Source organism: Microcystis sp. LSC13-02, from assembly GCA_002282935.1.
Lineage (GTDB): Bacteria > Cyanobacteriota > Cyanobacteriia > Cyanobacteriales > Microcystaceae > Microcystis.
Window position 1 is genome coordinate 15,119 of sequence record MTBT01000193.1, and the last position, 22,224, is coordinate 37,342.

Sequence of the window (22,224 nt, forward strand, 5' to 3'; positions counted from 1 at the left end):
TCAGGAGTCAGGAGTCAGGAGTCAGGAGTTTCAGGCTTTGTTGCCCTTGTCAAAAGCTTTATTTTAAAAGGGTTTTACCATTATTCAGCAAGCCCTAAATAGGGTTTGCGGCAAAAAGTTTTTCGTGGGGACAGGGTGTGGGGTGTGGGGTGTGGGGAAGTGGGGAAGTGGGGAAGTGGGGAAGTGGGGAGAACAAAGCTGCCTTTTGCCTTTTGCCTTTTGCCTCTCCTCATAACTAGGGTCTGCTGAATAAATAGTCGAGAATATCTAACTTAAGGAGAAGACAGAATCAAAGCATTGGAAAACTGATATTTCCCTGCTTTGACGGTTAATTTGCCCTCTTTCCATCCCAAAGAAACGGGAGAGTTATCTCGACTTAAACTGTTATAAAGGGCGAAATTTTTTGACCAATCGTGCTTTTGACCGTTACGAATTAACATCGGCAGTAGATTGATTTGATTATAGGTAAATTGTAAACTCTGCCCTTGACTGCCTTTAAATAAAACCCTGCCTTGATTAATTTGAGTTAAATTTACTTGACTTTTTTGCTTAAATATGCTCTTGAAATTCTCATAACTACCCTGGGTTGCCGCTTCCCCCACTTCCAGGACAAAACCCGCATAATTGTTACCTGTGGGTAAAGCTTGGTAGGTATTATCATCGGGATAAGGGGAATTAGGAATCTCGATTATTTCAGGAGAAGAAAGATTTATTAATCTCAGGGCTAACCAAGTTTTTTCTAATTGAATAAACCAGATATTATCATCTTTTTCTACCTTGGCAGTTTTCGTTAATTGCCAGAAAAAAGCTTGGTCTGCTGGTCGTAACCAGATTAAAAGATTACGATATTGTCCGATTTCATCCCCGGGATTTTTGCCCGGTTTTACGCCATTTTTGCCAGTGTTAGCCACAAAAAAATCCACACCTTTATGTTGATTAAAGGCCATTAATTTAAACGGGGCCACATCGCCATCGGGGAAAGTTCCCACCAGACTACCCATTTGATAACTAGCCCCGATAAATTGAGTTTCCCAATAACCTGGACTTTGATTATTGCCCGGTTTCCAGTTTTCATACAGGGGTTTACTGGCGAGAATTTCTACCGGTTTATTAAAGTTTTTTCGGGCTAATTCCACCACTGCTAAAGGAGGACGATAACCACTGGTAATTAGATAAAGAGAGTCCAATTCCGGGCGATTATTGGGGACGGGAGTATCACCAAAGTATAGCCAAAAAGTGCGGGATGCGTGCGATCGCATTACCCCATGGCCATCACCATAATCGCGTTTTACAGGACCCCCCCAACCACCGCGATAATATTTAACACTAGCGGCCATGGATAACCAATCTAAGGCCATTTTTGCCCATTGTTTAACTTCCGTATCTTGAGCAAAATCGTAGAGATTGAGATAGGGAGCAAAGGTATGACCGTGATAAACTTCTGAATCCCATTCTCCCATACCGATGTTATATAAAGCTGAAACGTAACGCTTAATTTTACTTTTATAAATTTGACGAGTTGCTTCATTTCCGGTTTCTTCGGCCATCAGATAAACCGATGTTTCGCGCATCGCTCGCAGGTTATCAGTATTGCGACTATCTACCCATAAACCCCGTCTTGTTATACTCCAATCATTACCCGTTCCTTGGCCAGTACCGTGGATAGGATGGGGTCGTTGTAAAGGGTCGGTTTCTGTCCAAATTTTCGCCGCATTATACATTCTCTGACGATAAACTGGATCGAGATACTTTCCGAGAAGAAAATACTTTCTAATTTGTCCTTTCAGGGTAAAAGAAAAATAATAATCTATATAATCAGTGTGGGCCTGTTCCCGTTTTTGTGGGTCATCCTGCTGCAGGAAATCTAGGGCTTTTTGCCGGTTTCCTGCCAAGAAATCAAACATGGCCATAGGATAGGATCTTTTCTCGTTTTCTCCCCACAAATTGCCATAACTTTCTGCCTTAGCAAAATGGTTAATAACTTGCTTGGCCCTTTGTTGAAATTCTGCCTCTAATTCCGGTGTCCAATCGTTAAGATATTGGGGGTTAACTTCGGCAACAGGGAAGGGAGCGATCGAGTTTTGAGAAACAGAATAGAGGGAATTAAAGCCAATAGTAAATAGGGCAATTATTACCGCTAAAATTAGATATTTAATTCTAGATCCAATCGTCATCTTCGGCAAATTCATCGATGTTTCCTTGATTTTCTGGGGACTGAGGTTGATTTTCTTTATCTAATTGTAAAGGAACTGGTTCAGGAGGGATAATTTCTGGTAATAATTCTTCGGGTTTTTGACCATCTACCTCCACCACAATCATTTCTGTGACGGGAAACCAAAGTATACGGCCTTGATCGTCACAAACCGTCAGCGATCGAGATTTATCTGGATTCTCCATTGCGAAGAAATCTCCTAACATTTTGGTGGGTAAAATATTCTTACTTTCACCCCCACTAACTCCTAAGAATATATATTCGTTACCTGTGGTTAAATGTTGGACAATAATCGCCATAGTTAAAAAATTCAGTCAATGAAATGTGGTTCTTCGTTACTTGGTATGGTTCGATAGGGTGGCATAAATCGACTAAATCCTTATCTGGTAAGAGATTTAATTGATTAGTTCGCTCTGCCAAATGTCTTTCTCTATAAGAGTTTCATTCCTTATAATCCTGTCCGTTGCATAGGACAAACCGAAGAACCTGAAATGTACTTATTGATAGTTGACTTTTGAATGGTAGCTTTCAGCCTTAAGCTTTCCACTGATAACTGATAACTGATTACTGATTACTGCTTAACTTGACTGCCGTGACTGCGGGGATCGGTTTGACCAGCGCCCACAAGAACATTAAAATCAGAAGTCTGTCCGGTAGTGGTGGCATAGGGTAGGGTAGAATTAGTTAAAAGTGCTTCTAAATTAGCAGTTAAAATTGATTTTGGCTGTTCTCCAATCGCTTGGGCAACTGGTTGTCCTTGATTATTTAAAAAGACAAAATGGGGAATACCATCCACACGATAACGGAGAATTTCCGGCAACCATTTATTATTATCAACGTTGAGCATGACAAAATTAATGGCATTACCGTATTGTTTTTTAATTTCGGCAATTTCAGCGGCCATCGCCTGACAACTGGTACACCAATTAGCATAAAATTCTGTCAGGGTGGGTTTACCATTGCTGAGGGCAAGATCGAAAGGTGTCGCTTTTTCCGCTTGCGCTTCCAAAGATACAGAACTAGCGGTGGTTTGAAACCCCAAGAAAATCGCTACACTAAGAATAACTGCCGTTACTGCCAGCAGCAGATTTCTGATTTTATTGGTGGGTGTGGTGGCTGTCATGGATAGTCTCTCAAAAATTATTCCTATCCTATCCTATCCTCATGAAAAAACGCGTTACTCTCACTTTTCCCAAAAAAGCCGTCCATATGCCCGTTACCTATCGACTGGCGAAGGATTTTAACGTCGCCGCTAATATTATCCGCGCCCAAGTTGCCCCCAATCAAGTGGGAACATTAGTATTAGAATTATCGGGAGATATCGATGAGTTAGAAGCGGCGATCGAATGGTTACAATTACAAAATATTGGCGTTTCCCAAGTTAGTCGCGAAATCGTCATTGATGAAGAAAAATGCGTCGATTGTGGGTTATGTACGGGAGTTTGTCCCACGGAAGCTTTAACCCTTGATCCCGAAAGTTTTCGTCTTAAGTTTTTGCGTTCCCGTTGTGTGGTTTGTGAACAATGTATCCCCACTTGTCCCGTGGCGGCAATTTCCACAAACTTGTAAAGTAGCAGTTATTAAATTAATTTTTTTGCCGATTTAAATAATAGCCATCTCTGGAGATTTTAAGCCTTCATTTGTCTCCAACGCGGTTAATCGTCACAAATATCCCGGTCCCTTTCTACCTAAAGACCCTTTCTCCGATACCATAGTTAAAAAGAGATTGCTGACTCTGGCCACATCTGTGGGGATTACATACCATTAATCATGGTTTTTTTTGCAAAAAATACAAAAAACTTGACATGACTTCTGCCGTTCCTCGCCTTTCCTATCCTGATAGTCCGATTGCTGATCTTCGCGGCCTCTATAACTTTATCCTCAACCCGCAACTGTTAGCCGCAGAAAAGGGCAATCCGTCGATCGTTAGTTTTTGTCAAAAAATTTCCCCCGTTGATCCCCTAGAAATTCTCTCTCGGATTGCCTCTAGCTATCCCACCCATTGTTATTGGGAAAATCCCCAACGAGAAACCGCTTTTCTCGGCTACGGCATCGCCTTTGCTGCCACTTTCCACGGCAAACAACGTTTTTTAAAAGCTCAAAAATTTATTGAAAACTGTCAACAAAGCATTATCAAAATTGATAACTATAGCGAGATTACTCCCCGCATCTTTTGTAGTTTCACTTTTTTCGACTCGGAAACAGCTACCCCCTTTCCCTCAGCTACCCTAACCCTGCCTAAGTTTCAAATTATCAAAAAACATTCGGAATATTTTTTCCTTACCAATCTCCTAATCACCAGCGAAAAAGAAATAGAAAACTGCCTCGAAGAAACTATCAACAACCTCAAAATTATCCAAAATAACTCGAGCAATTGCCGACAAAATCCCCACCAGGCTCCCTGTAGTTACTATATTCATCCTACCTATAATTTTCAAGCGGCTGTTGCCGATGCACTCCAATCTATCCACGCCCAAAATTTTAGCAAAATTGTCCTCGCTCACGCTCTTGACGTGATTTCTCCCCGTCCTTTTCATCTGGTAAACTGTCTCGATAATTTGCGTCAGCGTCATCCCGATTGCTACACTTTTTCCCTCGGCAATGGACGGGGAGATCATTTTATCGGCGCTAGTCCCGAACGCTTGTTAACTGTCCATCAGGGGCAATTAATCACCGATGCTTTAGCGGGATCCGCCCCCCGGGGAGAAAATGCGATCGAAGATGCTCTCTTGGCCAATAAACTCCTCGCTAGTGAAAAAGAACAACGGGAACATCGGGCTGTTAGTGACTTTATTAACCAAAAACTGCGACAAATTGGCTTAAATCCGCAAAATTCTCCCTCTAGATTGTTAAAACTCTCCAATATTCAACATCTCTGGACTCCTATCCATGCCAAACTAAAACCCTCCATCCATCCCCTCGAAATTGTTGCCCAACTACACCCCACTCCTGCTGTCGCAGGGGTTCCCACGGAGATCGCTTTAGCACAAATTCGTCATTATGAAACCTTCGATCGCTCTCTTTATGCCGCTCCTTTGGGTTGGATTGATTGTCAAAATAATAGTGAGTTTATTGTTGGTATTCGTTCGGCCTTAATTGAAGGCGATCGAGCGCGATTATACGCTGGTGCGGGTATTGTTGCCGGTTCCGATCCAGAAAAAGAACTAGCAGAAATTCAGCTTAAATTTCAAGCTCTCTTAAAAGCTTTAACTTAAACTTTAGCTTTTTACCGAACTAATAACTTAAATAAGTCTAATTTACCCTTAAAAGGCGGATATTTTAAAGCGGGATTGAACCAAAGAGGTGTTTTCATAATGGCTTTTTGGTGACTAAAATTCTCAAAGGAAAAACGACCATGATAGCTACCAATACCGCTATTTCCTCGACCACCAAAGGGTAAACTAGGATTAGTAAAATGAAAACTATTGTTGTTAATACAACCTCCCCCAAACTGGAATGATTCTAACCATTTCTTTTCGGTCTTTGCCTTGGTAGTAAACAGATAAAAAGCTAGAGGGTTAGGATTTTTAGCAATAATTGCTAAAGCTTCCTCAAAAGTGCTAAAGGCAATGATCGGTAAAATTGGTCCGAATATTTCCCCTTGCATAATAGGAGCATCGAGGGAAACATTAGTTAATAAAGTTGGTTGAATATATAAATTTTCTCGATCGGTTTTGCCTCCAAAAACAATCTCACCATCTTGGAGAAAGTCAATCAGGCGATCAAATTGTTTTTCATTAATGATCTTACCATAATCAGCACTTAATCTCGCATCTTCACCGAAAAAATTAACAATAGTATTAGCTAATTCTCTGATAAAATTCTCCTGCTGGGATTGATGTACTAAAACATAATCAGCTGCGATACACATTTGACCAGAATTAGAGAATTTTGTCACGGCAATGCGACGGGTTGCCACGGAAATATTAGCATCAGCTTCGATAACACAGGGACTTTTTCCTCCTAATTCTAGAGTAACAGGAATTAACTTTGCTGCCGCTAGTTGATAAATAATTTTTCCTACCCTTGTACTGCCAGTAAAAAATATATGCTCAAAGGTAAAACTGTCTAACATATTCGGAATTACTTCCGCACCATCTCCCAGGACAATTAACACATATTCTTCAGGGAATATTTCTTGAATTATTTTAACTACTAATTTTTCCGTCGCTGAGGCAAATTCACTCGGTTTTAATACCGCACAGTTACCGGCAGCAATGGCACCGACTAAAGGCACTAATAACAATTGGAGGGGATAATTCCAAGCACCAATAATTAAAACCACTCCTAAAGGTTCCCGAATAATCTGACTGGAGGATGGGAAATTTAAGAGATTAGTTTTAACAGTTTTGGGTTGCATCCATGAGCGCAAATTTTTTAAAGCGGTATTAATTTCCACCAAAAGAAAGCCATTTTCAGTAATCCAACAATCTTCGGGACTTTTCTTTAAATCGCTATATAAAGCTTGATATATCTCTGCTTCATATTTAATGATTGCCTGTTTTAACTTCTCTAACTGCTGACGACGGAATTGATAGGAACGAGTTGCACCACTGGCAAAATACTGACGCAATTTGGCTAATTTTTCTGAGTTTGACAGCATCGAAATAATTCCTAACTTAATGATGAAATTCTACGGCATCCACTGGGGACGAATTCCCGCTAGAGGTAATTCAATTAAATCAGATTTACTTGCTTTTACTCCATCTTGTAGGGGAGGAATTAACATCCACAAACGACCACCGATAATTGTTTCTCCTGAATCGGTAGTCAAGGGATTAGTCAGATTGGTATCATAACTGGTGCGAAGTTGATCAAAAATAATTGCTAAACCATCGGGAGATAAACTAATGTGAATATCACGATAATCAGCTAATTCCAGTAGGGGAGTCACTTGACTGGTCTTCACATCTATTTTAGCAAAATAGGGTTTTTCTTTGTACTCTTGACTGTTAGTAACTAACTCGGTTAACAAACAATACAAATCACTACCTGTGGCATTAAATTGACAATCTATAATCGAACCTTGTAGATTGAGTAAGCGTTTTTGTAATCCTTGATTATTGACATAAAAAAGCGATCGAATATAACGCATTTTGGCATTATCCGTATTAAAATTTACCATTGCTGCGGCCGTACCATCGGCAGAAAAATTCAAAATTCGCCCAAATTTTGGTAAAAAATCCAGGGGTTTTGTTTCGGATTTTAAAGGCAAAAGCGCAATTCCTTCCCCCTGGGTGACAGCCAAAGTTTTACTATCAGGTGCAATCAAAAATTCCCCACCTTGAATGTTTAATTGTTGGGGTTTTTCCCCCGATTTAACTGTCCATAAATCGAAGTTAAGCGGATTGCGGCGCTCAATTCTCTGCACGACAATAGTTTCCCCATCTTTAGCTAAATCAAAGTGATTATTTTGATAATCTTTATTGTCTATCACTAACTCAATTTTTAGAGGCGATTGACTGCTATCAACTTGGTAAAGCTGCAGTTCACGAATTCCCTCTATCCCCCGATTTTTCGCCACGGCCGAAAAGAGGATTTTTTTACCATCAGGATAGAATTCAAAAGCCATAACGGTCAAATTTGCGGGGGTTAAGAGGGTTTTCTTCTCCTCAGTCAAGTTATAAAAAATTAATCTTCCCTGTTCTTCCCCATTAGTGCCAATATAGGCAAAAGCACGATCGCGACTTTTAAATTCTCTTTCAAAGATTGCCAGGGTTTGTCCTAATCGATTACCGCTGCGAAATTGTTCCCGCGCACCTTCAATTTGCAGATGATATTTTTCTCCGTAGGGAATGGGAGAAGTGAGAGTATAAGCTAATCGTCTTCCGGCCCAACTAAACTTACCCGGCAGCGGAGGATCGATAACTAGATTTTTTTCTACACTAGCATGATCCATGGGGCGATCAAAAGTGATAATAAATGCTTGATCTTCCGAGCCAATTTCTCGATTTTCCCAGCTAAATTCCTTGACCCTTGGACCGGTTTGTAAAAGACATTGATTACCACAGCTATTACCTAACCAAATTAAGCCACCAATTACTAAGGTTAGCGATACAATTAATGTTATCGCTAATTTATCAATCGGTTGTAGTTGTAAGGTCTTGATCATTATAGTAGATGGTTAGAAACAACAACTGCTCACTGATAACTGATAAGTAGGGAGGCACAATTATTTGTAGGATGGGTTAACGGTAGCGTAACATGATTGGGCGTTGGGTTTCATGCTTCAACCCAACCTACGTTCATCTTATATTTAATTCCACCCACCTACTTAACTGATAACTGCTCACTGATAACTGCTCACTGATAACTGATAACTGTTAATATCCGTAGGGATCCGCAGGAGTGGTTATAGATTTCACGGATTTAGCCTTAATTACTAATTGTCTTCTGGTGATTGATTTTCCCACCTCTACGGGTAAGGATTCCGTGGCCATTTCTCCGGTGATTTCTAACCAAGTATCATTGGGATATTGACTGCGACTTCCTGATAGTTTCACCGGCAAACCCACGGGATAAGCATCTACGGCACAACAGGTAAGAATAAAGCGACTAATTAATAAATAATTATCGGGTAATTGGGGCAATTGCACCACAAAACCTGTGACTTTTACCGGTTGTCCCGTGTAAGCATCAGGTTCAGGATAAGCATTCAAAGTTCTTACCCATTCAATTAAACTTTTTTCCTCCGGTTTAACGGTAGTGCCAAAGGATTGAGTTTGCACGCGAGTTAGGGGTAAAGATTCACTAATTCCCCTCTGTAATGCGATTTGACTGCTGAGGGGCTGCGGGGCGATAAATAGACCTAAAAGGGCAGTTATTACTAATAAACCTGAGCCAAAATGTTGAGGAAGAATGGTAATATGCGATCGATTATCATTACTATCTAAATTAATCTTTTTTTGCCACTGTTTTAACAATGTCCAAAGCTTGACTATTCCCAGAAAAAATAAAGCAATACTGGTGATAAGAACCAGAAGAAAATAATTAGGATGAATTAGTAAATTTAACCGTCCAGTGATCCAGTATTTAAATAGTAACGAACCCCAACCGATTAGGGCAATAATATCGATAAATTGGGGGGCGATTATTTTTAGACGTGATGAATTCATGGGAAAAACTATCCGGGTACTGACCTAAAATAAATAACTGTGAGCCAAGGTGAGTAAAAAAGTCATTTGCGCTGCTAAAGCAAAGAGATAAATTAACATTCTCGGTTTAAAAATAGACAACATTAAACCAATCCCTTTTAGGTCAATCATTGGACCGAACACTAGAAAAGCCAGCAGGGAACTACTGGTAAAACTAGAGGCAAAAGAGAGGGCAAAAAAAGAATCAACCGTGGAACAAATTGAAACAATTACTGCTAACAGCATCATGGCCAAGATCGAAGTAATTGGATCCTGACCCAAATTAAGAACAAATTCCCGGGGAACAAATACCTGTAAACCGGCCGCTATAGCACTTCCTAAGATTAACACTCCTCCTAATTCCCGTAATTCCATCACCACGTTTTCCAGAAAAGTTAACCAGCGCCTTTTCATCGGGATAGCTTGCACTGCTGGTAGGACAGCAGTAGCGGCAAAACTTTCATCTAAGCGCAAAGTTTGCCCAGAATTACCGATCAGAAAAGAACCGGATTGTAGTAGTAGTGGGATAGATTCTTTTTCCGGTATTTGCGGTTGCCAATTGAGACTTTTTGCCAAAGAGGTTTGTAGGAGCGGTCGGGGATCTTTTTGGATACTAAAGATAATACCGATAACCGTAGCGATGAACAAAGAAAAGATAACTCGATAGAAAACAATTTCCGGTTGATCGCGAAAAGCTACCCAAGTGGACCAGATAACAATCGGGTTAATTGTCGGCGCTGCTAACAGAAAACTAACCGCTACTGCATTCGGCATTCCTTGCACAAGTAAACGTCGCGCCACAGGTACATTGCCACACTCGCAGACGGGAAACAAAAAACCAATACATCCCCCCACAAATGCTCCTAAAACAGCATTTCGAGGCATCAGAGCAACTAAGCGACGTTCATCGACAAATATCAAAAGAATACTAGAGAGAATCACCCCTAGCAGCAAAAAAGGCATAGCTTCCACCAACAGGCTCAGGAATAGGGTAAAGGCATTTTGTAGTTGACTCATCTATCCTCGCCTTGGGAATTAGAGGTTTAGGGATAAAGACTTAGGAACCCTAGAAAAAGGTTCATCAGTCCGCTCCCTGGCTTTTTAACATTTTTTTAATATATCCGATCGAGTGACCAGTTATCAGTTATCAGTGACCAGTTATCAGTTATCCGTTATCCGTTATCCGTTATCCGTTATCCGTTACAGCCTTTCTCGTCAAGATGAAGTATAACCCAATTTGGTATTGACGACCGACGACCGACTCCCCAAAACGAAAACTTCGTACCTCACCATTAAGATAACTGTTAGAGCAGATTTGAGTTTTCAGTCCACTGATTACTGATTACTGATTACTGATTACTGATTACTGATCTAGAGGACTCGATTAAGCTTGCCGCTTTGATAACCTTCTAGATCGAGGCTGACATAGATAAAGCCTAATTTTTGCAGATCAGCGACTAATTCGCTTAAATTTGTCCGATTAATAAAGTCTGGAATTTCTGCTGCTGGTAATTCAATCCGTGCCGTATCGCCGCTCGACCGCACCCGTAGTTGACGATAACCTAATTTTCGCAGATAAATCTCCGCCCGTCCGACTCTTTGCAATTTCTCCAGGCTAATTTCCTCCCCGTAGGGAAAACGGGAACTTAAACAGGGTTGCGCCGGTTTATCCCACCAAGGTAAATTTAAGTAACGAGATAGTTGACGAACTTCGCTTTTTGTGATAGCAATTTCCGCCAAGGGTGAACGAGCGCCGCGCTCCCTGGCTGCTTGAATCCCGGGACGATAATCCCTTAAATCATCAGCATTAACGCCATCGATGACGTAGGCATAACCACGAGCGAGTGCAAGGGGTTTGAGGGTGTCATGTAGCTCACTTTTGCAGAAATAACAGCGATTAACGGGATTACTGGTGTAATTGGGGTTATTCATTTCCTCGGTTTCCACCAATTCGTGCCGAATACCGATATAATCGGCTTGAGCGATCGCTTCTTCCAATTCTTCCGGCAGTAGGGAAGGAGAAACCGCCGTAATTGCCAATGCTTGACCCCCTAGCAGATCATAGGCCACTTTCGCCACTAGGGTACTATCCACGCCCCCAGAATAGGCAATCAGAGCCTTTTCGCTGGTTTTTAAGAGGTTTTGTAATTGTCCGAGTTTATCAAGTAATTGACTGTCCATGGCGGCGATTTTGGCAACTGGTTTAGGGAGACCGTTTTTTATTATATGTCGTGCCGTAATTAATCAGGGCTATCGATCGATTTATATTGCCATAATTTCGTCAATAATTGGGCTGTCTTTGGCAATTTTTACTAGAAAATAATCTCGCTATTCTAAGGATGGACGGTTAAAATGTGTCTTAGGTTATTGCTGATCCCATTATTTTAGTAAGTATTTAGTCATAAACTTCACTTCTATGACCTACTCTAATAATAATAATTATCCTACTCTCTCGATCAAATTCATAAATAACCCGATAATCTCCTACTCTTAATTTATAAAACCCTGACCATTCTCTCGTAAGAGGTAGGGGGGTTATCTGTTCAAAGTTGATGGCTAACCATTCAATTTTATTAAGAATCCTCAGTCTGATAAGATCAGTGATCAAATCTAAATCAGTTATCGACTCTGGTTCAAACGTAACAGAATAGCTCATTTAAGGTTCTATCCCATATCTTTTATCCACCTCAGCTGCGGGAATAGTCGGTCTTCCTTGTAATCTTTTTTGTTGGATTTCTAATAACTTTTGTTTAAAAGATTCTTTAACTTGTTTTCCCTCATCTGGATCACCAAAGTATTCATCCAGAGTATCATCTACTGTATTACGGATTAAACTTTGTAACTCTTGGCTAGTCATGTCTTTTATCTGCATATTTTCTCTAATTAAAAAATAGAAACATACTCAAGAAACATTGTAACAAATTGCCGAGGAAACGTAAAGGACAGGGAATATAGAGTCCATTTGGTATCTTTCCCAAAATCATTACCCAGTATGGATTAGAGCGAATTAGCCAAAATACCTGTAATTCTTACCCGTGAAGTTCTATAATTTAAATGCGTTTTAGCTTAACCCTCTCTACATGACAACAACTCTCACAGACTATAAATATATTGCAATTGATCATCGGGGAGTACCAATAATTGCGGGTTCTACCCTGAAAGTGATTGAGCTAGTTATGGCACAAATAGCTTACGGTTGGACTCCAGCAGAAATTCACATTAACCATCGTGATTTAAGCATGAGTCAAATTCACTCAGCATTAGCTTACTATTGGGAACATAGAGAAGAATTAGATCAAGCTATCCAAGCTGATTTAGAATTTGCCCAAAAAATGCGGGAAAAAGCCGGAGATTCTCCCTTTGTTACCCGACTTAAAGCACAGGCAATAAAGTAGTGAATCTCAAACTTTATCAAGAGTGATTTTTACCCAAGATAGCGATTTTTAAATAGAAGCTAGTAGTCGTCAAACAGAAGGAATTGAATTTATAGGGATTGGGGACTGTATTAGAGATTTAGAATTAATTGCCAAACTGGGAAAAAGTGAAGAATTTATCAATATAAGACAATATTTACCCCTTTAATTTTTGTTGATGATAAAATTTAGCTTAATTCAAACGATCCCCAGATTAGGATAAAGCGATGATACCAAGATTTTGATCTCCCTCAAAAGATAAAATAGCTTCGTAGTTATCTCTTAACAATGATTCTATAGTTTTAGTAGAGCAATTTCCCAAACGAATCCAAATTACTTTAGGCAGAAAAACTTTAAGAATTAGTAATTCATTAAAATCAGAATCTTTAGTAACAATAATATAGTCTTGTATTTTAGCGATTTCCCAGACATAATAATCAGATTCTTGGTCTAATACCAGCAAGTAAAGATGATTAGAATCGGGATAAATATCAACTAATAGACTAACTAAGCGAGGTGATAAATTGTGATCGAAAAGTAATTTCATTAGTTAACTAAAATGGTTTGACGCTCACGCTCTGCGGCATAACTCAAACAGGCTAAAATATCCGCCTTGATTAAGTAAGGAAAATCTTCTAAAATTTCTTCATAAGTCATTCCCGAAGCCAGATAGGAGAGAACATCATAAACAGTAATTCTCATTCCTCTAATGCAAGGTTTTCCGCTCCTTTTTCCCGGTTCTATGGTAATAATATCTTTGTATGACATAATGTTGATTAACTGGTGATCAAATCTAAAATTGATGATAAGATATCCGGGCAACCCCTCTGTAGTTGCCCCTCTTAAGGATAATTTATCCCCGACGACGAAGGGAAGCGACACCCAACGCACCCACAGCGATTAAACTCACTATACCCCTAGGTTCCGGGGTTGACACAGCACCGCCACCAGCAAAAGTAGCAGGAGTGATATCCCCATTAAGAGCCACAAACCCACCACCTGGAATTTAGATGCGCTTACCCTGAGTTTATTCCGCTTTCCCAAAGATTCAATCCTGACAGGGGTCTGACTGGGGAGGATGCCACCCTGCCACAACCCAAAACTGGCGCGCTGTTTGGATAGATGGTTCATCCCTTTGTTCATCATTAAAGTCAAAACGATAACAAGTCGCTCTACCTATAGGAGTTATGCCGATAATTTTTAGTCCGTCTTTTGTCCAGATAAAATGTTCTCCCCACTGCTGTACTCTGGGATTAAATAGAGAGACTTCTGTTTGAGTAGAAGGGTCAATCGCTGTGGTAAAGTTATAGTGTCGCTCGTTACAACGATGACAAGCCAAACAAAGATTGTCAGGATTATCAGTCCCCCCCAAGGACTTTGGCAATATGTGGTCAAGGGTAAAAAGGTCTGGACTCAAGTATTCTGGAGAATGACAATATTCACAAAGATATTTAGCTCGTTGTCGGACTATTCTTCGAGTTGATAGGGACACCATTGACTTTTTGTGGCAAGTTGGGCGTTAATAAGCGTAAAAATGCGCTCTAGTTCAGAAAGTCCGCCATACTCCGCTTCTTCGTCAACAGAGAGACTGTCAGTTTTCTTCTTAGCTAATAACTGCTCAAAACGAGATTGTAGCTCTGAAGTAAACCTGAATAAATAAATGTTACCAAATTCGCGCAGTTCAACCCCTTCTCTCATTAAAGACGAAGGTTGAATCATTAATTGGGGAGTCATTGGCTCTATTGATTGTTATTCCTCTTTCACCCTATCACCTTAACAAATTGCCGAGGAAATGTAAAAAAATATTGATAATATTTAACCAATTTCGGGGCAACTACAGGGGTTGCCCCTCTTAAGGATAATTTATCCCCGACGACGAAGGGAAGCGGCACCCAACGCACCAACAGCGATTAAACTCACTATACCACTAGGTTCCGGGGTTGATACACCACCGCCACCAGTGGGAGTGATATCCCCATTAAGAGCCACAAACCCACCCCCGGCAACATTAGCAGAGTTGCCACCAGAGAAGAAGACTACAGGTGAATTAGCATTCAGTCCATAGAGACGGAACTGCACTGGTCCGGTTTGGGGTGCTAAACTGCTTAGGTCAAAGCTGTAGGTATTAAAGCTACCTGTTAAGTTAACTTGTGTGCCTAAATTACTGGTGAACCCATCAACACTAGAGCGCAAGACTAAATTTAGCGCAGTTTCATCTTGATTCGCATTGAGTTGCAAGTTAGTAAAATCGACTTGAAAACCTGCACCGGGTTGCACGGCAAATTCCACGTATTGGTTGGTATTAACAGTGCTAGTTGTATTCCAACTGATGGCTCCACTACCCCCCAACACGAAGGAAGAAGAATTATCAATCCGACCTATCCCGGCGGTGTTTAACCCAGTGCTGGTTATATTCGCACCTACAGTATTCGCCGCTCTGGGATAGGATGCCGTATAAGCATTAAATTCATTCCAACCAGCTACGATTGCCGCTTGAGCAGGAGTAACCCCGGCCAACCCCATCAGAGTCAAGGGGGTTAACATTGTCAGTAATTTTTTCATGGATTCGATGACAGTAATAGGAGAAAATTATGGTCATATTTAACGCTAGTTTTGCGCCAATATCCTGAGGCTAAAACTATCACAATGGGGGGGGGGAGTCAAGGGTTATTTAATCATAATTTTTTATTGATTTTTATATTTAAGATAGTTTTGGGTTATATAAATATTGGCTCTCTTGGATTTGGTGGGTAAAATGTATTCTAAGATACATTGCTCCTAGCGAGGGGGTGGAACGAACCACAAAGACACAAAGGACACAAAGATCGATCATAATGTAAGTTAAACTGATCACACAGAACCGAGAAGAGCCAAATATTTTTGACTGGTTGTAAGGTTATAGCTTGGAATGCAGATAAGCGAGGTTCTACCTCTACTTAGTTTCTTTGACCGAAATGATCACCTTCGCTCCTAGGTTCCCCCGCAATAAATTGACCTGGTGCATCTCACATTTGCAGGAATACCGACAATCAGCAATTATACTAAATCCGTTGAGTATAGGCTACTTATAAAGGAGAGAACCTCATGCAAAAGGGGGAATAAATAATCAGTTTTTAATAACCAGATTTAGTATTAGCTTGTTGGCGAATTTTATCTTTAATATAGTCGGGAATAGGGCCAGGATTCATGCTTCTAATGGTGAAATTAATCCTCTTTTAACCGCTTCATTTAATCCTTGAGACTTCTTTAACAAGTTTATTTGATAAATTTGCATCAATGACCAAAGTTCCCTATTTTCAAAGGTTGATAAATCCCTCTCTTGTTGTTGATTGAGCAACTCGCTTAATCTTTGATCCTGTTCTGATGCCATTTGTAATTGAGTTAATTTGATAATTTCTTCATCTGATAATGAATTTAGGGATGAGATTTTTTCGCCTTGATAATTGGGACTAATAGAAAAAGCGATCGCTTCTACTAATATATCATTAAGATCACGGTTAATTGAATGGGCTAAGGATTGAGCTAGATTAAAAATCTCATCAGGTAGGGTTAAAGTAATTGAAATGGCCATAAGCCTTTTTTATGTGGGGTTATAGAGATATTATGATTATAGCTCAAATTCTTGTTACCCATAGGATAAACTGGTTCAAAAGTAACAAAATAGCTCCTTTAAGCTTCTTTTATCAACCTCAGATTTCCAGGCAAGATTTACCGATAACTTAACTCACAGCAAACCCAGTTAACTTACGAGTTTCCAGATCGTAAAAAGCTAAAACTATATCTTCTTTAGAAATACCCTCCCTTAATAATTCCGTAGCGATACCTTCCTCAGTCCAATCCTCCTCAATATAAATCTTCTCATTTTTAATCCTAATATGGACTTGAATATTCCTGATTTTTTTCTTGCCTTCCCAACCCATAAAAAGCCAAAAATACTGATCATGTATATCGTCAAAAACCAGACAACTTTCTTGATCTAAATTAGCAGAACCAGAAACCCATTCGCGATATTCTGTTAATACTTTTTTAATGGCATTACGATATTTTTTTAATCTATCCATTGTAAAATTTTCTCCTTTTCCATTTCAACAACCAGCAAAAGTAATTGATTTATTTTCACAATATCCTGAATTGATTCTCGTTGGAAAAAATTTTCATAAATGCTGTCTTTAATGGCTAGATAAATTTGATATTCTGGTTCGGTAAGACTGATTAAATTTCGATATAAAATATATTGTCCTAAAGCTATTTCAAAATCTCTCATAGGTGAGGGACTTAAAAAGCTTTTGATTTCCACAACAATTTTACGTCCATTTCTTTCAGCAGCCAAAGGTTTTTCTGCTGCTAAATCAGCAAAAATTCAGCATCTTTATATTTAATTTTATAAGGATCAGCTAAAATACTCCAACCGTCTTTAATTAAGGCATTTTTCACGGCTTCATGGTAAATATCTTTTGCTGGCATGGTTCTAAAAAAGTAATTTCATTAGTTATATTCAATTTTATTAACAACCCTAAGTCTGATAAAATCGGTAATCAAATTTAAATCAGTTATCGAGTCTGGTTCAAATTTAATTTTTGTTGATCCCCCCCCTTCTCCCCTTAATAAGGAGGGTGCTGATAGTCGGGGGGATCTGAATTAAAACCCACTTACTTAGGGGAGGATTGTTGATTACTTCCCTCTAGTTTTTTCGGCCCAAACTTTGCTGGGTAATCCCCAAACATAGATGAAACCTTCGGCAGCTTTATGATCAAATTGATCCTCGGCCCCATAGGTAGCTAAATCGGGAGAATAGATAGAATTGACTGACTGACGACCGACCACTTTAGCGTTACCTTTAAACAGTTTGACTCGCACCGATCCCGTTACCTGTTCTTGGGTTTTGAGGATAAAAGCATCGATCGCTTCCTTTAAGGGACTGTACCACAATCCTTTATAAATTAACTGTCCGTAGGTATCTTCAATTCCCCGTTTATATTGGGTAACATCTCCAGTTAAAGTCAAACTTTCTAGGTCTCGGTGAGCATCAATTAAAACTAATAAAGCCGGGGCCTCGTAAATTTCTCGGGATTTAATTCCCACTACCCGGTTTTCGATCATATCTAACCGACCAACACCGTGTTTACCCACTAGGTCATTTAATTGACTAATTAGCGTGACGGGAGCGAGATTTTCTCCGTTTAAACTGACAGGAATTCCCTGATTAAAACCAATATCGACGTATTCCGGCTCGTTGGGAGTATCGGCGATCGCTTTGGTCATTAAATAGATTTCTTCCGGGGGTTCCGTCATCGGATCTTCCAAGGGACCGGCTTCAATACTGCGCCCCAACAGGTTACGATCGATACTAAAAGGCGAGGATTTTTTCACGGGAGACTCGATCCCGAATTTTTCCCCGTAGGCGATGGTTTCTTCCCGGCTCATGCCCCATTCCCGGGCGGGAGCGAGAACTTTTAAACTAGGATTGAGGGCCATAATGCCCACATCAAAACGCACCTGATCGTTACCTTTGCCGGTGCAGCCGTGAGAGACGGCATCGGCCCCGTATTTCTCGGCGGCCTCTACTAATAATTTAGCGATTAAAGGACGAGCCAGGGCGGTAGAAAGGGGATAACGATTTTCGTAGAGGGCATTAGCTTGAATTGAGGGAAAAGCGTATTCTTTGACGAATTCTTCTTGAGCATTGACGACTAAGGATTCGATCGCTCCGCAGCGCAGAGCTTTTTCTTGAATTGGTCCTAATTCGTCTCCCTGTCCTAAATCGGCGGCTAGGGTAATCACTTCTTGCACTCCCCATTCCTGTTTGAGATAGGGAATACAGACGGAAGTATCGACTCCTCCGGAATAAGCTAAAACCACTCTATTGGCGCGTCCCATAATTTTTTCACCTAAAAACGACTAATTGATTACTCTTTTAAGTTTATTATATATCTTGGGGATTTGATGCTTCTTTCTTAATGCTTTTTTGTTTAGTTTTTGATGAAGAAAAGGAATAGGAAGTCACGAGCAAAGAGCAAAAACTAAACGGGCAACCAGCCGCTATTTACGTTTACTGGCAGGACGACGGGAGGATTTTTTAGGAGCGGTATTTTGGGGATTATCCTTAGTTTTATCTTTAAATACTGGAATAGTAAAATGAAACTGACTGCCGTTATTTTTTCCCTGGGATTCTGCCCAAATTTCGCCGCCCCAACCATTAACGATCTGACGACAGATAGCCAGTCCTAAACCGGTTCCCCCGGCACTGCGTCGCAGGGCCCCCTCCTCTTGGTAAAAGCGATCGAAAACCTGTTCTAAACGATTGGGTTCGATCCCGCGTCCAGTGTCAGAAATGGTTACTTCTAGAGTTTTTGGCTTTCCCGAAGCGACTTCGATCGAGACACTTCCCTCCCGTCCGGTAAACTTACAGGCATTATCGAGCAGTTTGGAGAGTAATTCCACTAACCACTCGCCATCGGCTAAAACAAAGGGCAGATTGGGGGGGACAAGATTGATAATTTTTGGGTTGTCGTTGTCGAGATTGCGGGAGTGAACGTGACTGATGGCTAATTCCACACATTCCGATAAGGATAAAGCTTCGGGATTCCAATTAACCCGGCCACTTTCTAACCTAGAAAGAGTTAAAAAATCTTGGATTAATTTACGCATTCGTTCCGCATCTTTCAGGGCAGTATCAAGCATAATTTGGCGCATTTCTGCCGGCATATCCGGTTCCGAGGCCAAACTTTCTAGACAGACTTGAATGGTGGAGAGGGGGGTGCGTAATTCGTGGCCGGTAATGGCGACCAAATTAGAACGAGTGCGATCGAGGGCGGCCAATTGTTCATTTAAATCCTGTAAATTAGCGTATGCCTCTGCTTGAATGAGGGCGACTCCGATTTGAGTGGCCACCGCATCCACAAGGGCGACATCCTCGCTTTTCCAAGTGGTGGTATAGGGTCCACAGTGATGCAGTTCCAACATTCCCAAGAGACGACTTTGGTAAAAAATCGGTACTAATAACCAGGAATAGATGGAACATTCCCGCAAGAGATTTTGAATGGAATCGCCGGGGAGACGGGGATCGTGAATAGCGTCTTTGATTTTCAGGGATTCTCTCAATTCCAGCACTTCCTGAAAAAGAGGATTATTTTTCAGTGGCCATTTTTGTCCTTTGATGGAACTAATGCCGGGGTTTAAAAATTCGTGTTCGATGGTGGCGTTAATGTCGGCCTCATGACAACGATAGACCACGCAGCGACAGACTCCCAATCCCTGCCCCAATTTCTGCACTGCCACCTGTAGGATAGCTTCCGGATCGAGGGAACGACGGATCGAGGCTGTCACCGAGTTGATCAGTCTTTCCTTGTGTTCTTTCGATGCCAAGGAACGATTGGCTTTCAGCAGTTTATACTGTCCTGCTTGCAAATAAGTGACTAATCGCTGGATAAAGGGATCTGGTTCCTCTTGATGATCCCTGTCCGTCAGTTCACAGATCAGGTATTCTTCTTGAGCGCGCCTAATTTTGTCGGCTAGTTCGGGACGATAATCGAGAATATGATTTAAAAGAATTTGGGCGGCCTGTTGACTCCCATGGCGATCACTCGTCCAAATCCCCTCAAAACGACGATTATTATCCATAGCTGCCCCATTTTCCCCCTCTGCTGTCAGATGGGTTCGTTCCCGACAGATTAAACAACTCGCATAATGGCGACCGATAACCACTAGATGCCATTCTTGGGCTAAACTGTCCTCCGGTTGAAAAGCGATCGTCTCGTAAATGTCGGAACTATGCTTAAAATCGGTTTCTGGGGCCGACAAAACATAAACTTGACCGCTTTTGTGGGCAATGCGTCGATAGCGATGGGCCTCTTGACGATAAAAGCGCTCACGCTGAAAACTGGCAATCACTAACGGTTGATCGTCTTCCGCTAAAACCTGATCCTCCATGGCGTGGGATAACGCAGTCAGGGATGCTTTGAAGTACATCTGCGATCGCCATTGGGGGAGTAACTGCAACAGTTCTGTTAAAACAGAAGTTGATCTGCTCATCGATGATCTGTTTCGAGTCGAGTGTGACTAGCAAGCGCGATAGAGGGAACTAGCAATTTATCCCTTGACCCTATCCTACAGGCTCAAGGGGACAAGAGGTGAGATCGTGATGGCAAGAAATTTAAACCGAGTGATGCCAAAAGTGAGCGAAATTATTCTAGTTAACTAGATGTAGGCGACTTTCATTGCCCAAAGAATCAGAGCAATAATACTACCGATAACGATAATCGACGATATCGCCACTACTGCCGGTTTATCGGCTCCCTCGAATTTCATGATGCCACGATTTAAGTCTGACATTGCCCTTAACTCCTTTTCATGAGATGGATGTAGAAAGTATGAGACACTTTAGGATCATAAATTAGCGAACTCTCATCTATCCGTGTTATTAGAAATTGGTATCATTCGGCTGTCTTTAATCATTCTAGGCGTTCTTTTCGCCCTTGCCCTTTTCCTTGAGGCTATTTTAAGAATTGTCTTCGGGTTCGGTAATCCGCTTATTTACGAAGCTGATGCCGAAATTGGCTATCTTTTGGCTCCTAATCAACAAACGCGCCGTTTTTCTAATCTCATCGCCGTTAATCAGTATTCGATGCGGAGCGATCCGATTACACCTCAACGGCCCCCGGAGACGACGAGAATACTGTTAATCGGTGATTCGATCGCTAATGGCTCCTGGTGGACGGATCAAAAAGAGACCATTTCTGCTTTAATCACCAAAAATTTAGGCCAGAATCTGACTGGTTCAGTGGAGGTTCTCAATGCTTCGGCCAATTCTTGGGGACCGCGCAATCAATTGGCTTATCTGCGACGTTTCGGAACCTTTGAATCCCAGGTGATTGTGTTATTAATGAACACCGATGATCTGTTCGCTTTAGCTCCTAGTTCGGCGGTGGTGGGACGAGAAATTAATTATCCCGCTCGCCGGCCGGCTTTAGCTTTAATCGAATTGTACGATCGATATTTTAAGCGTTATCCTCCCCTGCCACCGGTGCGAGAAGGGGGCGATCGAGTGGACAATAATTTAACCGCTCTTGCCCAAATTCAAGCCCTTGCTCAGGCTAATCAAGCCCGTTTAATTATCGCTATTACCCCCCTAATTCGCGAAGCTCAAAAACAGGGGCGAGATTATGAATTAAAAGCCCGTCAAAGACTAGCGGATTTCACCAGCAACCAGCAGATTTTTTATCTAGATTTTCTGCCCATTTTTCAAGCCCATCCTACTCCTGATTCCCTCTATCGCGATAATATTCATCTTAGTGGAGACGGTAACGAGTTAATTAGTCAAAAACTCGCCGAGGCAATCAAAAATGTCTTTTAAGTAGGGTTGACTGAAAAAGTTTGGGCTCTTCGTTACTTGGTATGGTTCGATAGGGGGGGCATAAATCGACTAAATCCTTATCTGGCAAGAGATTTAATTGATTAGCTCGTTCTA

24 protein-coding genes and 2 pseudogenes are annotated in these 22,224 nt (G+C 41.1%); 4 read left to right on the forward strand and 22 right to left on the reverse strand.

The annotated features are described in order from the left end of the window. Positions 1–272: 272 nt before the first annotated feature. The 3 genes from BGL89_RS11585 to BGL89_RS11600 form a co-directional block, all read right to left on the reverse strand. The gene (locus tag BGL89_RS11585; RefSeq protein WP_286825830.1) at positions 273–2,189 is read right to left on the reverse strand and encodes a hypothetical protein; all 1,917 of its coding nucleotides are present in this window, start codon (positions 2,187–2,189) and stop codon (positions 273–275) included. After that, a complete protein-coding gene (locus BGL89_RS11590) occupies positions 2,158–2,511 on the reverse strand; it encodes a hypothetical protein (RefSeq protein WP_286825831.1) in 354 nt (117 codons plus the stop codon). The genes BGL89_RS11585 and BGL89_RS11590 overlap by 32 nt, the downstream gene beginning before the upstream one ends. Before the next feature lie 272 nt (positions 2,512–2,783). Beyond that, a complete protein-coding gene (locus BGL89_RS11600) occupies positions 2,784–3,335 on the reverse strand; it encodes a thioredoxin family protein (protein WP_286825832.1) in 552 nt (183 codons plus the stop codon). Between the two features lie 41 nt (positions 3,336–3,376). On the opposite strand from BGL89_RS11600, the gene BGL89_RS11605 reads away from it, so the two are divergent. Together BGL89_RS11605 and BGL89_RS11610 are read left to right on the forward strand one after the other, a co-directional pair. Beyond that, positions 3,377–3,781: an NIL domain-containing protein gene (locus tag BGL89_RS11605; RefSeq protein ID WP_004163818.1), complete on the forward strand. Its 405-nt coding sequence runs from the start codon at positions 3,377–3,379 to the stop codon at positions 3,779–3,781. Between the two features lie 236 nt (positions 3,782–4,017). Beyond that, positions 4,018–5,427 carry an isochorismate synthase gene (locus BGL89_RS11610; protein ID WP_286825833.1) on the forward strand — a complete coding sequence of 470 codons (1,410 nt, stop codon included), beginning with the start codon at positions 4,018–4,020 and terminating at the stop codon, positions 5,425–5,427. Between the two features lie 11 nt (positions 5,428–5,438). Here the strand turns inward: BGL89_RS11610 and BGL89_RS11615 are convergent, their stop codons facing one another. The 7 genes from BGL89_RS11615 to BGL89_RS11645 form a co-directional block, all read right to left on the reverse strand. Next, complete coding sequence (locus BGL89_RS11615; protein WP_286825834.1) at positions 5,439–6,815, reverse strand: aldehyde dehydrogenase; 1,377 nt, start codon at positions 6,813–6,815, stop codon at positions 5,439–5,441. Positions 6,816–6,845: 30 nt separating this feature from the next. After that, on the reverse strand, positions 6,846–8,324 hold the full coding sequence (locus tag BGL89_RS11620; RefSeq protein ID WP_286825835.1) for a hypothetical protein: 1,479 nt from the start codon (positions 8,322–8,324) through the stop codon (positions 6,846–6,848). Positions 8,325–8,535: 211 nt separating this feature from the next. Beyond that, positions 8,536–9,327, reverse strand: a complete 792-nt coding sequence (locus tag BGL89_RS11625) for a TIGR03943 family putative permease subunit (protein WP_286825836.1) — start codon at positions 9,325–9,327, stop codon at positions 8,536–8,538. Between the two features lie 24 nt (positions 9,328–9,351). Beyond that, positions 9,352–10,362 (reverse strand): permease, encoded by a 1,011-nt coding sequence (locus tag BGL89_RS11630; RefSeq protein WP_286825837.1) that lies wholly within the window; start codon positions 10,360–10,362, stop codon positions 9,352–9,354. Between the two features lie 354 nt (positions 10,363–10,716). Continuing rightward, on the reverse strand, positions 10,717–11,526 hold the full coding sequence (gene larE, locus BGL89_RS11635) for an ATP-dependent sacrificial sulfur transferase LarE (protein WP_286825838.1): 810 nt from the start codon (positions 11,524–11,526) through the stop codon (positions 10,717–10,719). Positions 11,527–11,740: 214 nt separating this feature from the next. Then, on the reverse strand, positions 11,741–12,001 hold the full coding sequence (locus BGL89_RS11640; RefSeq protein ID WP_286825839.1) for a type II toxin-antitoxin system RelE family toxin: 261 nt from the start codon (positions 11,999–12,001) through the stop codon (positions 11,741–11,743). Continuing rightward, on the reverse strand, positions 12,002–12,217 hold the full coding sequence (locus tag BGL89_RS11645; RefSeq protein WP_286825840.1) for a hypothetical protein: 216 nt from the start codon (positions 12,215–12,217) through the stop codon (positions 12,002–12,004). It lies immediately after the preceding gene. A 208-nt stretch (positions 12,218–12,425) separates the two neighbouring features. On the opposite strand from BGL89_RS11645, the gene BGL89_RS11650 reads away from it, so the two are divergent. Further along, positions 12,426–12,740 carry a DUF433 domain-containing protein gene (locus tag BGL89_RS11650; RefSeq protein WP_286825841.1) on the forward strand — a complete coding sequence of 105 codons (315 nt, stop codon included), beginning with the start codon at positions 12,426–12,428 and terminating at the stop codon, positions 12,738–12,740. 232 nt (positions 12,741–12,972) lie between these two features. Here the strand turns inward: BGL89_RS11650 and BGL89_RS11655 are convergent, their stop codons facing one another. The 12 genes and pseudogenes from BGL89_RS11655 to BGL89_RS11710 form a co-directional block, all read right to left on the reverse strand. Continuing rightward, the gene (locus tag BGL89_RS11655; protein WP_286825842.1) at positions 12,973–13,305 is read right to left on the reverse strand and encodes a DUF5615 family PIN-like protein; all 333 of its coding nucleotides are present in this window, start codon (positions 13,303–13,305) and stop codon (positions 12,973–12,975) included. Then, positions 13,305–13,526 (reverse strand): DUF433 domain-containing protein, encoded by a 222-nt coding sequence (locus tag BGL89_RS11660; RefSeq protein WP_286825843.1) that lies wholly within the window; start codon positions 13,524–13,526, stop codon positions 13,305–13,307. The genes BGL89_RS11655 and BGL89_RS11660 overlap by 1 nt, the downstream gene beginning before the upstream one ends. A gap of 85 nt (positions 13,527–13,611) precedes the next feature. Then, positions 13,612–13,764 (reverse strand): annotated as a pseudogene (locus tag BGL89_RS11665) (PEP-CTERM sorting domain-containing protein); the annotation flags it as partial. Between the two features lie 42 nt (positions 13,765–13,806). Further along, on the reverse strand, positions 13,807–14,253 hold the full coding sequence (locus tag BGL89_RS11670; RefSeq protein ID WP_286825844.1) for an HNH endonuclease: 447 nt from the start codon (positions 14,251–14,253) through the stop codon (positions 13,807–13,809). Then, a complete protein-coding gene (locus BGL89_RS11675) occupies positions 14,226–14,492 on the reverse strand; it encodes a hypothetical protein (RefSeq protein ID WP_286825845.1) in 267 nt (88 codons plus the stop codon). The genes BGL89_RS11670 and BGL89_RS11675 overlap by 28 nt, the downstream gene beginning before the upstream one ends. Before the next feature lie 129 nt (positions 14,493–14,621). Next, positions 14,622–15,320 carry a PEP-CTERM sorting domain-containing protein gene (locus tag BGL89_RS11680; protein ID WP_286825846.1) on the reverse strand — a complete coding sequence of 233 codons (699 nt, stop codon included), beginning with the start codon at positions 15,318–15,320 and terminating at the stop codon, positions 14,622–14,624. A 622-nt stretch (positions 15,321–15,942) separates the two neighbouring features. After that, entirely contained in the window at positions 15,943–16,329 is a 387-nt protein-coding gene (locus tag BGL89_RS11685; RefSeq protein WP_045359286.1) for a hypothetical protein, read from the reverse strand. Positions 16,330–16,477: 148 nt separating this feature from the next. Then, positions 16,478–16,819, reverse strand: coding sequence for a XisI protein (locus BGL89_RS11690; RefSeq protein WP_286825847.1), 342 nt, complete (start codon positions 16,817–16,819; stop codon positions 16,478–16,480). Continuing rightward, a pseudogene (locus BGL89_RS11695) lies at positions 16,807–17,222 on the reverse strand (XisH family protein). Before BGL89_RS11695 ends, BGL89_RS11690 begins: the two are co-directional and overlap by 13 nt. 207 nt (positions 17,223–17,429) lie before the next feature. Continuing rightward, positions 17,430–18,635 carry an argininosuccinate synthase gene (locus tag BGL89_RS11700; protein WP_286825848.1) on the reverse strand — a complete coding sequence of 402 codons (1,206 nt, stop codon included), beginning with the start codon at positions 18,633–18,635 and terminating at the stop codon, positions 17,430–17,432. A gap of 162 nt (positions 18,636–18,797) precedes the next feature. Next, complete coding sequence (locus BGL89_RS11705) at positions 18,798–20,789, reverse strand: DICT sensory domain-containing protein (protein ID WP_286825849.1); 1,992 nt, start codon at positions 20,787–20,789, stop codon at positions 18,798–18,800. Positions 20,790–20,954: 165 nt separating this feature from the next. Beyond that, positions 20,955–21,089, reverse strand: a complete 135-nt coding sequence (locus tag BGL89_RS11710) for a hypothetical protein (RefSeq protein ID WP_002736350.1) — start codon at positions 21,087–21,089, stop codon at positions 20,955–20,957. Positions 21,090–21,171: 82 nt separating this feature from the next. Between BGL89_RS11710 and BGL89_RS11715 the strand changes: the two genes are divergently transcribed. Further along, positions 21,172–22,110, forward strand: coding sequence for an SGNH/GDSL hydrolase family protein (locus BGL89_RS11715; RefSeq protein ID WP_286825850.1), 939 nt, complete (start codon positions 21,172–21,174; stop codon positions 22,108–22,110). Positions 22,111–22,224: the final 114 nt, after the last annotated feature.

Bases quoted from the DNA above. Each gene is read 5' to 3' on its own strand.
- BGL89_RS11590 (WP_286825831.1), bottom strand. From the start codon at position 2,511: ATGGCGATTATTGTCCAACATTTAACCACAGGTAACGAATATATATTC.
- BGL89_RS11670 (WP_286825844.1), bottom strand. From the start codon at position 14,253: ATGGTGTCCCTATCAACTCGAAGAATAGTCCGACAACGAGCTAAATAT.
- BGL89_RS11605 (WP_004163818.1), top strand. From the start codon at position 3,377: ATGAAAAAACGCGTTACTCTCACTTTTCCCAAAAAAGCCGTCCATATG.
- BGL89_RS11630 (WP_286825837.1), bottom strand. From the start codon at position 10,362: ATGAGTCAACTACAAAATGCCTTTACCCTATTCCTGAGCCTGTTGGTG.
- BGL89_RS11675 (WP_286825845.1), bottom strand. From the start codon at position 14,492: ATGACTCCCCAATTAATGATTCAACCTTCGTCTTTAATGAGAGAAGGG.
- larE (WP_286825838.1), bottom strand. From the start codon at position 11,526: ATGGACAGTCAATTACTTGATAAACTCGGACAATTACAAAACCTCTTA.
- BGL89_RS11600 (WP_286825832.1), bottom strand. From the start codon at position 3,335: ATGACAGCCACCACACCCACCAATAAAATCAGAAATCTGCTGCTGGCA.
- BGL89_RS11680 (WP_286825846.1), bottom strand. From the start codon at position 15,320: ATGAAAAAATTACTGACAATGTTAACCCCCTTGACTCTGATGGGGTTG.
- BGL89_RS11650 (WP_286825841.1), top strand. From the start codon at position 12,426: ATGACAACAACTCTCACAGACTATAAATATATTGCAATTGATCATCGG.
- BGL89_RS11585 (WP_286825830.1), bottom strand. From the start codon at position 2,189: ATGAATTTGCCGAAGATGACGATTGGATCTAGAATTAAATATCTAATT.
- BGL89_RS11705 (WP_286825849.1), bottom strand. From the start codon at position 20,789: ATGAGCAGATCAACTTCTGTTTTAACAGAACTGTTGCAGTTACTCCCC.
- BGL89_RS11640 (WP_286825839.1), bottom strand. From the start codon at position 12,001: ATGAGCTATTCTGTTACGTTTGAACCAGAGTCGATAACTGATTTAGAT.
- BGL89_RS11710 (WP_002736350.1), bottom strand. From the start codon at position 21,089: ATGTCAGACTTAAATCGTGGCATCATGAAATTCGAGGGAGCCGATAAA.
- BGL89_RS11655 (WP_286825842.1), bottom strand. From the start codon at position 13,305: ATGAAATTACTTTTCGATCACAATTTATCACCTCGCTTAGTTAGTCTA.
- BGL89_RS11625 (WP_286825836.1), bottom strand. From the start codon at position 9,327: ATGAATTCATCACGTCTAAAAATAATCGCCCCCCAATTTATCGATATT.
- BGL89_RS11615 (WP_286825834.1), bottom strand. From the start codon at position 6,815: ATGCTGTCAAACTCAGAAAAATTAGCCAAATTGCGTCAGTATTTTGCC.
- BGL89_RS11685 (WP_045359286.1), bottom strand. From the start codon at position 16,329: ATGGCCATTTCAATTACTTTAACCCTACCTGATGAGATTTTTAATCTA.
- BGL89_RS11645 (WP_286825840.1), bottom strand. From the start codon at position 12,217: ATGCAGATAAAAGACATGACTAGCCAAGAGTTACAAAGTTTAATCCGT.
- BGL89_RS11690 (WP_286825847.1), bottom strand. From the start codon at position 16,819: ATGGATAGATTAAAAAAATATCGTAATGCCATTAAAAAAGTATTAACA.
- BGL89_RS11620 (WP_286825835.1), bottom strand. From the start codon at position 8,324: ATGATCAAGACCTTACAACTACAACCGATTGATAAATTAGCGATAACA.
- BGL89_RS11660 (WP_286825843.1), bottom strand. From the start codon at position 13,526: ATGTCATACAAAGATATTATTACCATAGAACCGGGAAAAAGGAGCGGA.
- BGL89_RS11700 (WP_286825848.1), bottom strand. From the start codon at position 18,635: ATGGGACGCGCCAATAGAGTGGTTTTAGCTTATTCCGGAGGAGTCGAT.
- BGL89_RS11610 (WP_286825833.1), top strand. From the start codon at position 4,018: ATGACTTCTGCCGTTCCTCGCCTTTCCTATCCTGATAGTCCGATTGCT.